15 protein-coding genes are annotated in these 14,331 nt (G+C 68.6%); 6 read left to right on the top strand and 9 right to left on the bottom strand.

What is annotated here, in order from left to right:
- Positions 1-90: 90 nt before the first annotated feature.
- Positions 91-1,107: a LacI family DNA-binding transcriptional regulator gene (locus BLU38_RS22720; RefSeq protein WP_091527647.1), complete on the bottom strand. Its 1,017-nt coding sequence runs from the start codon at positions 1,105-1,107 to the stop codon at positions 91-93.
- A gap of 148 nt (positions 1,108-1,255) precedes the next feature.
- Between BLU38_RS22720 and BLU38_RS22715 the strand changes: the two genes are divergently transcribed.
- Positions 1,256-2,161: a phosphotransferase enzyme family protein gene (locus BLU38_RS22715; RefSeq protein ID WP_231919993.1), complete on the top strand. Its 906-nt coding sequence runs from the start codon at positions 1,256-1,258 to the stop codon at positions 2,159-2,161.
- Between the two features lie 14 nt (positions 2,162-2,175).
- Here the strand turns inward: BLU38_RS22715 and BLU38_RS22710 are convergent, their stop codons facing one another.
- The 3 genes from BLU38_RS22710 to BLU38_RS22700 are packed head-to-tail and all read right to left on the bottom strand — an operon-like array spanning position 2,176 to position 5,420.
- Entirely contained in the window at positions 2,176-3,486 is a 1,311-nt protein-coding gene (locus tag BLU38_RS22710; RefSeq protein ID WP_091527645.1) for a D-arabinono-1,4-lactone oxidase, read from the bottom strand.
- Complete coding sequence (locus BLU38_RS22705; RefSeq protein ID WP_091527644.1) at positions 3,483-4,766, bottom strand: amino acid deaminase/aldolase; 1,284 nt, start codon at positions 4,764-4,766, stop codon at positions 3,483-3,485. The genes BLU38_RS22710 and BLU38_RS22705 overlap by 4 nt, the downstream gene beginning before the upstream one ends.
- 6 nt (positions 4,767-4,772) lie before the next feature.
- Entirely contained in the window at positions 4,773-5,420 is a 648-nt protein-coding gene (locus BLU38_RS22700; RefSeq protein ID WP_091527643.1) for an FMN-dependent NADH-azoreductase, read from the bottom strand.
- A 110-nt stretch (positions 5,421-5,530) separates the two neighbouring features.
- Here BLU38_RS22700 and BLU38_RS22695 point away from each other — a divergent pair, with 110 nt between their 5' ends.
- Positions 5,531-5,941 (top strand): VOC family protein, encoded by a 411-nt coding sequence (locus tag BLU38_RS22695; protein ID WP_091532983.1) that lies wholly within the window; start codon positions 5,531-5,533, stop codon positions 5,939-5,941.
- A gap of 4 nt (positions 5,942-5,945) precedes the next feature.
- Here BLU38_RS22695 and BLU38_RS22690 read toward each other — a convergent pair whose 3' ends face one another.
- Positions 5,946-6,530, bottom strand: a complete 585-nt coding sequence (locus tag BLU38_RS22690; protein WP_157683623.1) for a TetR/AcrR family transcriptional regulator — start codon at positions 6,528-6,530, stop codon at positions 5,946-5,948.
- Positions 6,531-6,619: 89 nt separating this feature from the next.
- Between BLU38_RS22690 and BLU38_RS22685 the strand changes: the two genes are divergently transcribed.
- Both BLU38_RS22685 and BLU38_RS22680 read left to right on the top strand, forming a co-directional pair.
- The gene (locus tag BLU38_RS22685) at positions 6,620-7,573 is read left to right on the top strand and encodes a DNA polymerase domain-containing protein (RefSeq protein ID WP_091532980.1); all 954 of its coding nucleotides are present in this window, start codon (positions 6,620-6,622) and stop codon (positions 7,571-7,573) included.
- Entirely contained in the window at positions 7,573-8,601 is a 1,029-nt protein-coding gene (locus tag BLU38_RS22680) for a DsbA family protein (protein WP_091527641.1), read from the top strand. Before BLU38_RS22685 ends, BLU38_RS22680 begins: the two co-directional genes overlap by 1 nt.
- Positions 8,602-8,610: 9 nt before the next feature.
- On the opposite strand, the gene BLU38_RS22675 is transcribed toward BLU38_RS22680, so the two are convergent.
- Positions 8,611-9,825, bottom strand: a complete 1,215-nt coding sequence (locus tag BLU38_RS22675) for an MFS transporter (protein WP_197679822.1) — start codon at positions 9,823-9,825, stop codon at positions 8,611-8,613.
- Between the two features lie 234 nt (positions 9,826-10,059).
- Between BLU38_RS22675 and BLU38_RS22670 the strand changes: the two genes are divergently transcribed.
- A complete protein-coding gene (locus BLU38_RS22670; protein ID WP_091527639.1) occupies positions 10,060-10,884 on the top strand; it encodes an ankyrin repeat domain-containing protein in 825 nt (274 codons plus the stop codon).
- A gap of 34 nt (positions 10,885-10,918) precedes the next feature.
- Entirely contained in the window at positions 10,919-11,974 is a 1,056-nt protein-coding gene (locus BLU38_RS22665; RefSeq protein WP_197679821.1) for a hypothetical protein, read from the top strand.
- Positions 11,975-11,990: 16 nt separating this feature from the next.
- Here the strand turns inward: BLU38_RS22665 and BLU38_RS22660 are convergent, their stop codons facing one another.
- The 3 genes from BLU38_RS22660 to BLU38_RS22650 form a co-directional block, all read right to left on the bottom strand.
- On the bottom strand, positions 11,991-12,440 hold the full coding sequence (locus BLU38_RS22660; protein WP_091532977.1) for an SRPBCC family protein: 450 nt from the start codon (positions 12,438-12,440) through the stop codon (positions 11,991-11,993).
- Positions 12,441-12,450: 10 nt separating this feature from the next.
- Positions 12,451-13,632 carry an Nramp family divalent metal transporter gene (locus tag BLU38_RS22655; protein WP_197680267.1) on the bottom strand — a complete coding sequence of 394 codons (1,182 nt, stop codon included), beginning with the start codon at positions 13,630-13,632 and terminating at the stop codon, positions 12,451-12,453.
- 70 nt (positions 13,633-13,702) lie between these two features.
- The gene (locus BLU38_RS22650) at positions 13,703-14,311 is read right to left on the bottom strand and encodes a ferritin-like domain-containing protein (RefSeq protein WP_091527637.1); all 609 of its coding nucleotides are present in this window, start codon (positions 14,309-14,311) and stop codon (positions 13,703-13,705) included.
- Positions 14,312-14,331: the final 20 nt, after the last annotated feature.

The raw sequence follows: 14,331 nt of genomic DNA, 5'->3' as shown, positions 1-14,331 counted from the left end.
ACATCGTTGTCATATCAATGACCTGGCCCACTGTGCGCGGAGATCAGGGCTTTGTCAAGATTTCGTGACCGGACAGACATCGAATGCGCCTCAGACCAACTCGTAGCGACGCCCGGAGCCGCGGTCGATCAGCCGACACGGAATCACCACGGTCTGCGGCGGCTGCTCGGCATCGGCCAGTCGGGACAGCAGCAACCGGGCACCCTCCCGGGCCAGTTCGGAGACGTCGTGGGTGATCACGCTGATCCCCAGCACCTCGGCCAGTTCGAAGTCGTCGAAGCCGATCAACGCCGCCGACCTGTTCAGCCGCTGGAAGGCGTTGATCGCCCCCATCGTGATCAGACTCCCGGTGCTCAGCAGCGCAGTGGGCGGCAACCCTCGCGACATCACTGCGGCAACGACGTTCTTCGCGGTCCGGGCGGTGTGCGGCTCGTCGCGGACGTAGCACTCGACGTCGGCGATGCCGCCCTCGCGCAGGGCCTCGGTGAAGCCCCGCATCCGTTCCTGATGAGTCGCCAGCTGGCCGCGATCGCCGATCACCGCAATCCGCCGATGCCCAGCCTGCAAGACGTTTCGTACCGCCATCCGAGCGCCGGCACGATCGTCGAGCATCACCATGTCGGCTGACACACCGGTCTTCGGACGGTCGAGGAAGATCACCGGTACGCCGGCGGAATTGGCCAGGTAGCGATGGTGTTCGCTCGCCGATGAGGCCACCACGAGTCCGGCCACCCGGCGCTCCAGGAACTCCTCCACCAGCCGCTCCTCCGCACCCGCATCGGTCTCGCTGGTGGCAGTGATCAACTGGTAGCCGGCCGTCCGCAACTCCCGCTCCAGGACACTGGCGACCCGAGCATAGAAGGGGTTGGCGAGATCGCCGGTGACCATCCCGATCAACGTCGAGCGGGAGCCCCGACGCAGTTCGCGGGCGATCCGGTTGGGCCGGAATCCGAGCATGCTGGCAGCGCGCTGCACCTTTTCGGTGGTCGCCTCGGCGACATAGCGCTCCCCGTTGAAGACGCGCGAGGCCGTCTTGACACTGACACCGGCTAGCTTGGCTACCTGAGCCAGTGTCGGCGCGGCCTGCGCTCCTGGCGATCTGCTCATCTGTTTCTCGGCCGAACGCCGGTCCCCTCTCTGACATCGTTGTCATGCCGTCAGCCGAGAGTAGGCCGGAACCGGACAACCGTCAATGTCGGTGGTGACAGCGGAAATTGGACGGCGCCCGCGGACCACAGGGACGATAATCGTCGCCGTGTCCGATCAGCCGCAGACGCCCCGTCCGATCGTCGAATCGGTACTGCGGTCGGTCTGTGCCGCCGACGTCGAGCGGCTCACGCCTCTGAGCGGCGGCGGGATGAACGAGAGCTACCGCGCCGTATTGCACCAGCACCCTCCGGTCGTGGTCCGGATCGCGCGCCAACCTGTGCCCTGGTTCATCGACGAGGCCGAGCTGATGACACGTGCCGCCGGTGCCGGGGTGCCGATCGCCGAGGTGCTCGGCCTGGAGCAACACCGGCACAACGGTCAGTTGCTGTCGTTCTCGGTACAGCGGTTCGTGCCCGGTCGGTCGATGGACGACGTCCTGCCCGGGTTGCCGCCGACCGACCGTGAACGCCTCGTGGTGGACGGTGGCGAGCTACTCGCCCGGGTGCACAGCGTCGCGGCGTCCCGGGGTTTGCGTCACGTGCCGGAAGCGCCCGACGCCGCCGCGTTGGCGCGAGCCGTACGCATTGTCGCCGAGCAGTTCGGCCCGGACGCCGCCGCGATCGTCCGGCGCGGCGCCGACTTCCTGGCCGATCAGGTGATCAATCTGCCGACGCCGTCGGATGCACTGGCCCACGGCGACTTCATGCCGAAGAATCTGCTGGTCGATCGCGGAGCGATCGTCGGAGTCATCGACTGGGAGTTCGCCGGCCCGGCATCGCCGGCATTCGATCTGGCCCGCTGGGAGGTGTCGGCCGGCCCTCTGGTGCATGATCGGACCGACCTGTTGCGCCGCGGCTACGCCCGGGTCGCCGATCCCGAACGGGCAGCCGCCGGCCTGGTGCCGGTCTTCGCCGTCGACTGGGCTCTGGAGAAGCTCGGCTGGCAGAACCCCGCCGGCCCGCCCTATCTGCGGCGCTGTGTCGAGGTGATCGACCGCTACGCGCCGGGCTGACCTGCCGGTCGTCGTCAGTCGAGCACCCGATCAAGATAGTCATTGCCGAACACGCGCTGCGGATCGAGGTCCTCCCGGACCGTCCTGAAATCGTCGAACCGTGGGTAGCAGGCAGCCAGTCGCCGGGCGGTCAGGCCGTGCAACTTCCCCCAGTGCGGGCGGCCGTCGTGCTCGAGCATGATCCGCTCGACGGCATCGAAGTACGGCGCGGTGTCGGCGTCCCGCCAGTAGCGGTGGACCGCGATGTAGCCCGTCTCCCGGCCGTGAGCGGTGGACAGCCAGATCGGGTCGGCGGCTGCCGATCTGACCTCGATCGGGAAGGAGATCCGCATTCCCCGATCGGTGATCAGCCGAGCCACCGCACGCAGAGCATCCGGCACCGCCGATCGCGGCAGTGCGTACTCCATCTCGCGGAACCGGACCCGCCGGCTGGTGGTGAACACCCGATGCGAGAGGTCGGTGAACGACCGGTTGCCGGTCACCCGGCCCGCCGTGCGATTGATCGACGGCGTGATCGCCGGCAGCCTCGCCTGGACCGCACAGAGCAACCGCAACAACTCGTTGGCGACGAGGGTGTCATCGATGAACCGTCTGGCCGGAGGCAGCGGGGCGAGTTCGCTGCCGGCCGGCAGCCGGGTGTTGATCTTGGTCAGCGCCGTCGTGGTGTGCGGGAACCAGTAGAACTCGAAGTGGTCGGCGCCGTCGCATCGGCCGGCGAAGGTGTCCAGTACCTCGTCCAGCGGCTCCGGTCGTTCCTGCGCGGCCAGCACGAAGGCCGGCACACACTGCAGTGTCACCGCGGTGAGCACCCCCAGTGCGCCCAACCCGACCCGGGCCGCGTCCAACAGCTCCGGATGATCTGCCTCGGAGATCGTGATCATCTCGCCGGTGCCGGTGATCATCTCCATCGCCACCACCTGGGTCGCCAATCCGCCGAACCGGCTGCCGGTGCCGTGGGTGCCGGTGGAGATGGCACCGGCAACGGTCTGCCGATCGATGTCGCCGAGGTTGGTCATCGCCAGCCCGTACGGGCCGATCAGTGCCGGTACATCGGCCAGCCGGGTCCCCGCGCCGAGAGTCACCCGCCGTTGATCGACATCGACCGCGAACAACCCCGAGAGTCGGCACAGATCCAGCTGGATCCCTGTGGTGACAGCGATCGGCGTGAAGCTGTGCCCGGCACCGACCGGCTTGACCGTGCCACCCCGGAAGGCTGCTCGACCGACGATGTCGACGATCGCCGCGGCGTCAGCCGGCGCGATGATCGCCGACGGTGTGGCCCGCTCGGTGCGACCCCAGGTCCGCCAGCCGGTCGTCGCGCTCACAGGAACGTCCGCCCCTCGCCACGGTAGGTGGGGAGTCGGTCGATGATCGTCCAATCCCCCGACTCGCTACCGTCGATGATCATCAACGAGTCGACGTGCTCGCTGATCTCGCCTGCCTTGCTGTGCCGGAACCAGACGCGGTCACCGATCGCGAGTCGGTCGGCGTTGGGTCCGCGCAACGGTGTCTGCACCTCGCCGGCGCCTTCGGTGCCGATCAACGACAGTCCGGTCGGCCACACCGGCAGCGGCGACCGGTCCGCTCCCGGTGGTCCTGATGCGATCCAGCCACCGCCCTGGACAGTGGCGATTCCCGGTCGAGGCCGGCGGACGACCGACAAGGCAAAACCGACCGCCGGTGCCGGCGTGAAGTCCCGGTAGCCGTCGAACAGGTGTGAGCCGAAGATCCCACTACCAGCAGCGATCTCGGTCACCGAGCCGTCGGCGGTGGTCGACTCGATCGAGCCGGTCCCGCCCCCGTTGACGAACTCCAGATCGGGCCGGCCAGCCGCGGCCAGCAACTCGCGGATCGCTCGCACCGCCCTGCCCCGCCGTTGCGCCAGTTCGCCGGCCGACCGCTGTTGCATCCGACGGACGACGGCGGACCGCGCAGGACGTCCCGGCACCGCGTTGCCCAGCCCGGCGATCTGGGCCTCGTACGCCATCAGCCCGACCAACCGGAATCCCCGACGGCACAGCACCTGCCGGGCCAGCGCCAGCACGGCCTCGGGAGTGTGCAGCGGCGACCGGTAGACACCCAGATGCCGGCCGGCCAGGTCGAGCGAGGCATCCAGCTCCAGGCAGACAGCGATCTCGGGACGGCGCGACGGTGCGGCGATGGCGTCGATCAGATCCAGCTGTGCAGGGTCGTCGATCATGATCGTCACCCGTCGGCAGATCTCGGCATCGGCGATCAGTGCCGCGATCGCGGTCCGGTCGACACTCGGGTAGCCGACCACGACATCGTCGACGGTCCCGGCCAGCCAGATCGCCTCGGCCAGGGTGTAGGCCAGGACGCCGCGGACGCCGGGCACCCGCTGACAGTCCTCGACCAATCCACGGACCCGCAGGGATTTGCTGGCGATCCGGATCGGCTTACCCGCCGCTCGCCTGATCAACTCCGCCAGGTTGTGCCGCAGCGCCGGCAGGTGGCCGACCGCGAACGGCGGGTCCTGATCGGCGGTCGCCCCGCTGATCGACGGCCAGTAGCGTTCCGGCCGGTGCCACGGCGGCGCAGATCCACGGACCGCACTCGGATCGGTGCGGAGGCTGAGATCGGACATCAGAGGTCAGCTGCTGCCGGCAGCGACCGCCAGTTCGACGGCACGGCGATGCGCCGCATCGAGTTCGGCGGCCGCCCGATCGGCCTCCGCGGCCAGTCCCGGAACAACGGCGGACAACGTACGACTGGCCGTGATCACCGACACCTCCATCCCGAGTGCGTCACCGAGGATGATCTGCAGCGGCGGCACGGTGTGATCCCAACCGTCGTTGGCGGTGCCGGGATCGTAGATGCCGCCCCGGCTGCTGATGATCACGGCCGGACGGCCCGCCATCGGCTGGCTGTCATCGTCGAAGGGCGTGGTCACACCGGGTACGTGGATGTAGTCGATCCAGGCCTTCAGTGTGGAGGGCAGCGAGTAGTTGTACATCGGCGCACCGACCACGACCGCGTCGGCGGCGATCAGTTCGTCGATGATCTGCCGCTGCAGGGCCTCGGCGTCGGCCGGTGGGTTCGCGTCGGCCGAGCGCAGCCGCGGCGGCCAGTGCAGCGCGGCGTCGGCCAGGTGCGGCAGCGGATCGGTGTGCAGATCACGCCGGACCACCCGATGGTCGGGGCTGAGTCCGCGCCAGGCATCGACGAAGCTGGCCGTGACCGCGCGGGACACCGAGTTGTCGAGGTCGGCGGAGGAGTCGAGTTGCAGCAGCGTTGGCATGGCGGCACCGTAGCCGACCGATTTCGCCGATCGCTCCCGTGGCCACTCCGACAGCAGCAGAATGGTGCTGGAGCACGGTCACGGCAGCCCCGATCAAGGAGGATCATCCGATGGCGACAAGTCTCGATCCGTACCTGTCCTTCGGCGACAATGCCCGAGAGGCGATGGAGTTCTACCAGGGGGTGTTCGGCGGTGAGCTGACCGTCTCGACGTTCGGCGACTTCCAGCTCAGCGACAATCCCGCCGACACCGACAAGGTGATGCATTCACAGTTGGTCTCCCCCGGCGGCCTGACCCTGATGGGCGCCGACACCCCGACCGGGATGCCGGGCGGGCAGTCCAACGGGACACTCTCACTGAGCGGACCGGATGAGGCGGAGTTGCGGGGATTCTGGGACAAGTTGAGCGACGGCGGCGAGGTGACGATGCCGTTGGAGCCGGCGCCCTGGGGCGACATCTTCGGGATGTGCACCGACAAGTACGGCGTGTCCTGGATGGTGGACATCACCCAACAGGCGTGAGCTTTCAGCCGCGGACCGGCGCGATCAGATCCCACGCCTGCTCGGCGGTCCGCCCCGACTCGCCGTCGGCGCCGAGCAGCATCCTGGTCAGACCGCCCGCGACATAGTCGGCGTGCACGGTCGCCGGGACGGTGTCGAAGCCGTCCGGGCGGGCGCCTGCACCGAAGCGGGCCGCGAGCCGTGCCGACAGCAGTTCGGTCAGGCGTGCGGCAAGCAGGCCGCGGTCTGCGGCCCCGAGCCGATTGAGTGCGGGGCGATGGTCTGCGGCGGCCGCGAACATGTCGACGAATTCGCCGGGCACCGGGCCGGCGCCGTCGAGCCGGCAACGGTCCAACGGCTCGGCGATCGCGGCCAGTTCACCGGCCACCGCGTCGGCGACCAACTCGTGCCGGCTGCCGTAATGCTGATGCACCGTGCTGCGGTTGACGTCCGCCGCGGAGGCGACCTGGGCGAAGGTCAACCGCGCGGGATCGGTGTCGTCGAGCAGCCGGAGGGTCGCCGCGCAGATCTGCGCGCGAGTACGACGGAATCGCGGATCGTCGCGATTGGCGACGGGCCGGATCCGGCGTACGGCTGGCTTGACGGGCACACCGAAGAGCCTATCCGCGTGCCCGCGACCCGACAAACGTCGGTTTGCCGCCCGACGCGACGAGTACGATCAGCGGCGAGGAGGCCACCATGCCGAAGAGCCGTGTGGTCGAGGTCCGCGACGATGTCGAGTTGACCAATCTCGACCAGCCGATCCTCGACGGGTCCGACATCACCAAACGCCGCTTGGTCGACTACCTGGACGGCGTGGCCGATCGCTTGCTGCCGGGCTTGGCCGAGCGCGCTCTGTCGGTGATCCGGGCCCGCCCCGGCCAGCGACCGTTCATGCAGAAGAATCTGCCCGATTACGCGCCGGACTGGATTCCGCACATCGACGTCTGGTCCGAGACCTCGCACCGGACCGTGCACTATCCCCTCTGCCAGGACCGCAGAACGCTGCTCTGGTTGGCCAATCAACGGGCGGTGGAGTATCACCCGGCGCTGCTGGACGACGTCGGCAGGCAGTCGGTCCTGGTCATCGACCTCGATCCACCGGAGGGCGCAGACTTCACCGCCGTGATCACCGTCGCCCAGGCGGTGCACGAGGTGCTCGACCGTTGCGGACTGGCCGCGGCGGTCAAGACCAGCGGCTCCAAGGGGGTGCACATCGTCGTCCCGGTCGACCGTTCGCACGCCGTCGACGACATCGCCGCTGCGACCCGCGCGCTGGCGGCCCGGACCGCGGACCTGGATCCCGATCATGCGACGGTCGCCTACGTCAAGGACGAACGGGAGGGCAAGGTGTTCGTCGATTCCACCCGCGCCGGTGGCGCGACCGTGGTGGCCGCGTACAGTCCGCGGGCCCGACCCGGACTACCGGTGTCCTTTCCGGTCGGCTGGTCGGAGTTGCCCGACGTCCGGCCGGCGGACTTCACCGTCGAGACGGCTCTGGATCGACTGGCCGGTGGGGATCCGTGGAAGCAGCTGATGCCGGCCGACCAGACGCTCCCGGCGGAGTTGATCACGGAGGGGAATCAGATCCCGATCGCCCGCGTTGCGGCGATGCACGAGGGCAAACGACGCAAGCGAGCACAGGAGACGTGATGATCATCGAGTTGTACGGCGACATCGTGTCGCCGTGGGCCTTCCTCGGCAGCCGTCAACTGGAGCTGGCCCTGGAACGGGTCGCACAATCCCCCGACGATCCGGTCGAGGTCGTCTGGCGTCCGTTGCTGGTGGACCCGACGGCCCCGAGCCCGTCGGTCGACCTGGCAACCGCGTCGCTGGACGAGGCCGTCGATGCCGCACTGCAGCAGACGACACCCGGGCTGGAGGCCGGGATCCGCCGGATCGAGGCCGGACAGCTCGCCGCCGAGCTCGGATACCAGCCATGGGCGCCGGCCTGGCGAGCCAGCAGTTGGGCGGCGCTGCGGATGATCACCGCCGCTGTTGATCATGGTCCCGGTGTCCAACGCGAGGTGGTCCGGGCGATCGGCACCGCCCATTTCGTCGACGGTGTCGACATCAACACGCTGCCCTTCCTGCGTTCGATCGCCGAACGGTTCGACCTCCCCGACCCGGTCGGACTGGACGGAACCGATGCCGCTCCGGCCTACCTGCAGCCCGGTTTCCCGGCCGACGATCCGGTCGAGCGAGCGACCCGCGAGGCACAGTTGTTCGGGCAGGCGCTCGGTCTCACGATCTCGCCGACCGTGGTGCTGAACGATCAGGTGATCGGTGTCGGCCCGCAGTCGCCGGACGAACTGGCCGAGCTGATCACCACAGCTCTGGCCGACCCGCCACGGCCGGTGCCCGACGAGGTTCGCAGCTTCCGCGCTGCGCGCACCCTGATCGAGGAACGTAACCCGCGCGGAGCCCTGTATCTGTTGGAATCCCTGCGTCCGGAGTACGACGGTGTCCGAGGCTTCGAGACCCTGGTCGCACGAGCGCTGGCGGCCACCGCAAGCCTGGAACCGGCCCGGGCCAAACTGGAGGAACTGATCAGCCGGCATCCCGACGATGCCTACCTGCAACTCCTGATGGGCAAGACGTTGCGGCGGATGCAGGATCCGCGGGCGGACAAGCACCTGGCCCTGGCCGCCGCGATGAATCCGGAGTACCTGGACTTCTGATCCGTCGACTCAGACCGGCCGGGTCGGAGTCAGGAACCGGTTGACCAAGCCCGCGCCGGCGATCACCACAGCGGCTGCCAACGGTGCCAGCATGGCGGCATCGGTACCGACCTGCTCGGCCAGCCGGCCGGTGATCGCCGATGCGGTCGCCTGGCCGACGACGACGCCCGAGCCGACCGTCGTCATGACGGTGGCCGACCGGCCGCGCGGACTGCGCTCGGCGGCAAGACTGAACTGGGTCACCAGAGTCGGACCGATCCCGACGCCGAGCACCAGCAGCACAACGATCGCCGCCGGCACCGTCCTCACCCCGGCAAAGGCGACGGCTCCCAGCACCATGATCATCGCGAACACCAACCAGCGCGCCCGCAGAGTGAACCGCAACGGGAAGGTGCCCGCTGCCAGCGCCAGCGAAGCGGACCCGATCCCCATCACACCGTAGACCAGACCGGCGCGCTCGGCCTGTCCGAGATCGGCCATCAGCGAGGTCAGGGAGGTGAGGGTGGTGCCGAAGAACAGACCGATACCGAAGACGCCGACCAGGACGGTGATCAACGCCGGTCTGATCATCTCCGAGAGCGGCGCCCGATCGGCGTCTTGCCCGGACGACACCGTCACGACGGCTGCACTCCGATGCAGGGCGAACGCCGAGACGAAGATCAACGCGAGCCCCGAAGCGCCGATCACCGCGGCGGCCGGACCGATCGCCGCAGCCAGTACGCCGACGATCATCGGGCCGAAGACGAAGATCATCTCGTCGGCAGCCGACTCATAGGCCATCGTGCCGCTGAATACCCTGGCCCGGCATTCCGGGTCGATCTTGGTGCTGATGATGCCCACCAGACGGCTGCGCGACATCGGTGACACCTGGGGCGCCGTCGCACCGATCAGGAAGGCCAGAGCGAGCAGCACGGCGTTCGGCAGCGGGCCGTAGACGACCAGTGTCATGATCAACAGCACCAGACTGTTGCTGACCCCGGCGACCAGCACGACCCTGCGCTGTCCGAGCCGGTCGGCCGCCGCCCCGATCAGTGGACCGAAGATCGCTGTGCCGAGCCCGGCGACGGCCGAGGTGAGCCCGCCGAGTCCGAGCGACCCACGGGCCGCGACCACCAGGGTCAGCACGCCGACCACCATCATCGCGTACGGGAGTCGCGCGACCAGCGCGATCGGGAAATAGGACCGGCCGACGGCGGCCACCAGGCCGGCGGAGGTCTCAGCCACGGCCTGGGCCGGCTGAGTCCCAGAGCTTCGGGTGATTGGCATCGTGTGCTGCCTCCCGCAGCGGACCCGCAGATTTCACGTGCCGCCTTGGGCCGTCGACGCCGACCGGACCAGGTAGATACACACTGTCGCCCGTCCAGGGTAATGCCCCCTGCGACGGGGCAGCGAATTTGGAGACGTTTGGTATACCAATTGCAGAGGTTCCACCGATCTATCCGCACGAAAGGCCAGCCGATGGCGATTCGACCGCTCCTGACCCCGGCCCTGGCCGCACTGGCGCTGCTGGTCGCCGGCTGTTCCGCCACCGATCCGAGCGGCTCCGGCGCAACCTCACCGACAGCGGCACCCTCGAGTTCGTCCCCTGCGAGTTCAACCCCGCCGAGTTCAACCCCAGCGAGTTCAACCCCGTCGAGTTCGGCGGCCGCGAGTTCGGCGCCGTCGACGTCTCGCCCGGACGGTGTCAGCAGGACAGAGGCCGGACGGGCACTGCTCCGGGCCACCCGCGACGGCGACCGTGCCGGCGTCCGGGCCGCGATCGCCGACGGCGCGGACCTGGAGGTTCGCGGCGATGCACGACGCACCCCGCTGATCATCGCCACCCGGGCGAACGAGATCGACATCGCCCGGACCTTGCTGAAGCACGGCGCCGACCCCGATGCCAAGGACGCGATCGAGGATTCGGCGTTCCTGTACGCCGGCGCCGAGGGTCTGGACGAGATCCTGCGGGCGACGATCGAGCACGGCGCCGATGTCGACAGCCTCAACCGCTACGGCGGGACCGCGCTGATCCCGGCCGGCGAGCATGCGCATCTGTCGACGATGCGCATCCTGATCGATGCCGGCGTGCCGCTGGATCACGTCAACGACCTCGGCTGGACCGCACTGCACGAGACGATCGTCCTGGGTGACGGTTCGCAGCGTCACGTCCGGGCTGCCCGGATGCTGCTGGAGGCCGGTGCCGACCCGGAGCTGCCCGACCGTCACGGGACCTCGCCGCGCCGGCTGGCCGAGACCCGTGGCTTCACCGAGATCGTCCGCGTGATCGACGAGTATCGCTGATTTTCGTATACCACCAGCCGACTACCATGGCCCGGTGGCAAGACCCGCGTTCCGTGCCGGCATCGGTGCGCTGTTGATCAGCTGCGCGACGATGCTCACCGGTTGCACCGATTGGACGGCTCCGGCCGCCGAGCTGCCGACGGCCGAGGTCTATCACCATGCTCCGAGCAACGAGGTGTCCGTGGCGACCGCGGTACCCGCCGGTACCGCGCGCCGGCTGACTGCTCCGTTGGTCGCCGACGGATGGTTCTGCGCCCAGGTCCGTCGCAACAGCGACGGCCGGGCGGTCTGGTGCCGGACCAGTCGACTGACCGATGGTTGGCGCACCGTCCAGGTGGCTCAGTTCCTGATGGACGACCAAGATCAACTGGTCTGGGCCTGGTTTCCCGAGCCCGACGAGCCGGCCGATCGGGACCCCGGTGATGCGGTGACCCGGGCCGCCGTGGCGAGCCTGCGGACGGCGTGGCTGAAGCCTCGGCTCGCCGTCGCCACCGAGGTCGACGAGTACTACAGCCGACTGCGGCAACGCCGGGGCGAACCCGAGGCCGACGGTGTAGCGAGCCGGACCTGGTCCGATCGCCACGCCGGCTACTCCTATTCGAGCCTGAACGGCCTGATCGTCTCCGTACGCGGCCGATCCGTCGACAGCTGGCCGTTCGGCGCCGAGCACTACGCGACAACGATGAGCGCGGCGGTCGGCGACCTGCTGGACGGTGGCTACGACTGCCACTATCCACCACAACAGATCTGCAACCGCCCGCAGTCCAACGGCTCCTTTCAGGTCACGCTGCACGGTGACCAGATCGTCTCGGCGCGGTTCAGCACCGGTAGCCGGATCGAGCACGGCCGGCAACAGCATCTACTGACCGAAGAATTCCCGCACGGGCTGACCTTCGTCTCAGCGGCCGTCCGGCGGGCGGTCACCGATCGGCTGGAGCGATCCCGCGCCGACGGCACCAGCTTTGCCGGAGTCGTCGACGGCACCGTGGTGATCATCGACGCCGACCGGGCCCCGGCGACCGGTCGTGACTTCGCCACTCCGCTGACGGTGCAGATCGGTGCGCCGCTGCTCGGCACGCTGCCGATCTGACCCGGCGGTCGCCGGCTCACTCCACCTCGGCGCGGATCCGTTCCAGGGTGGCCCGCATATCGCGCAGGTTGGTTCGTGTCCGGGCCCGTCCGACGATCGCCCAGTAGACGTTCAGGAGCCGGGACGGCACCGCGGCGAAGTACTCCCGGACGTCGGTCCCGTCGGCGGTCGGTGTCAGTTCGTATCCCCACCGGATGACCGGCCGATCGGCACGCCCGACGGCGAATTCGAAGCGTCGACCGGGTACGGAGTCGGTCACCACACACGGCGTCCAGTAGACCGGCCCGCGGCCGTTGCGCCGGACGTGCCCGCGGAACCGGGCGCCGACCTCCGGCCCGGTGGACCCGTGGGTCCACTCCCCTTCGAAGGTCTCGGGGCTGTAGCGACCGATTCGGGTCGGGTCGCTGAGCAACGCCCAGATCTTGTCGGCATCGGCCCGCATCGGCACTGTCACTGATCCTTGCATCCGGTGCACCCTAGAGCGTCAGGACGATCAGGACCACATTGAGTGCGGTCAGCGCGAGTCCGCTGACCCCTCCGGCGATCATCGTCGGTCGGCGGTTACGCAGCCGTCCCATCAGGCTCCGTTGCGAGGTCAGCCAGAGCAGCGGCAGCAGGGCGAACGGGATGCCGAAGGACAACAACACCTGGCTGAGCACCAGGGCTTTTGTCGGATCCAGTCCCGCGCCGAGGATGATCATCGCCGGAACAGCGGTGATCAACCGGCGCGTCAGCACGCCGAGCCGGATCCGGAGCAGGCTCTGCATCACCTCACCGCCGGCGTATCCACCGACGGCGGTGGAGGCCAGCCCGGACGCCAGCAGTCCGATCGCGAAGATCATCGCGATGACCGGCCCGGCGCCTTCCCGGATCGCGGCGAACGCCCCGGGGAGCGAGTCGGTGCCCTGCTGGCCGCGGAGCAGCGTGCCCGCGGAGACGAGGATGGCCAGGTTGACGCCGCCGGCGATGACCAGCGCGATCGTGACGTCCCAGCGGGCGGCTCGCAGGGTCTGCCGGATGCTGCCCGGCGCATTGTGCCCGGCATAGCGATCACGAGCGAGAGCCGAGTGGGCGTAGATCGCGTGCGGCATCACGGTCGCCCCGAGGATCGAGGCAGCCAGCAGCAGGGACCCCGTCCCGTCGAGCCGCGGGACCAGTCCGCCGACGACGACGGTCGGCGACGGCGGGCGTACGAACAGGCTGGCGGTGAATCCGATCACGATCATCAGCAGCAGTCCGATGATCACCCGTTCGAAGAACCGTTGTCGGCCGGCCGACCGGATTCCTAGCAGGAGAAGGGAAACGACGGCGGTGATCGCACCTCCGACCAGCAGCGGGAGGCTGAAGAGCAGATCGAGGGCGACCGCGCCACCGATCACCTCGGCGACATCGGTGGCCATCGTGACCAGTTCGGCCTGCAGCCAGTAGAGCCGTCGCGGCCACCGGCCACGGATCCGCTCGGCCAACAGGTCCGCCAGGCTGCGGTCGGCGGCCAGCCCCAGCTTGGCCGCCAGATACTGCACCAGCCAGGCGATCAGGTTGGCCAGCACCACCACCCACACCAACAGGAATCCGTACCGGGCTCCGGCGGTCATGTTGGCCGCGACGTTCCCCGGGTCCAGATAGGCGATCCCGGCGACCAGCGCGGGGCCGAGCATCCCCACCAGCCGGCGGCGGGCCGGTCGCGCTGCCGTGGCGGGGAGCTCGGTGATCACCATCGCGGTGTGCCTACAGCGTCTGTGCCGAGACGATGAACGGACTCGCGGCCTGCAGTACCTTGCTCTTGGTCTGCGGGGTCTCGAAGGCGCCCTTGTACACGCCGCCCTCCGCCTCGCGCTTCTGCAGCACTCCGATGATCGCGGCATGCCGCGCCTCGACACCGAAGATGCTGGCCGCTGCGGTCAACAACTCCTTCTCCTGGAACAGCGACGGTGCCGCGCCGAGATAGGCCTGCACCCCCAGGTTCTCGAAGGTGTAGGCCGCATCCAGGAAACTGTGCTTGGACTTGAACGATGCTCCGAAGTCGACCTCCGGCGCCGGCATCACCGAGCCGCCGAGCTTCTTGATCGTGTCCTGGATGGCCATCACATGTGCCTCTTCGTCGGTCTGTACCGTCTCGAGGTACTTCTTCGCCCTGCCGTGGAGCAGCTCGTGTCCGTTGCCCTGCCGGTAGAACTCGGCCTCCAGGTATTCCAAGGTGAGTGCGTAGTTCAGCACATCCATCGGACCGTCGAAGTCGTTGTCGTCGGCGAAGGCCCATTTGGTGCCGAGCATCTCCAGCGCGATGCCGGCCGGAATGACGGCCGCGGCGCCCTTGATCAGATCGCGTCGTTTCATTGCTTCCTCCTCAGATTTCC

The organism is Microlunatus soli, from assembly GCF_900105385.1.
Classification (GTDB): Bacteria; Actinomycetota; Actinomycetes; order Propionibacteriales; family Propionibacteriaceae; genus Microlunatus; species Microlunatus soli.
Note: the sequence above shows the minus strand (reverse complement) of the source record. Positions and strands in the feature narration are given on the sequence as shown.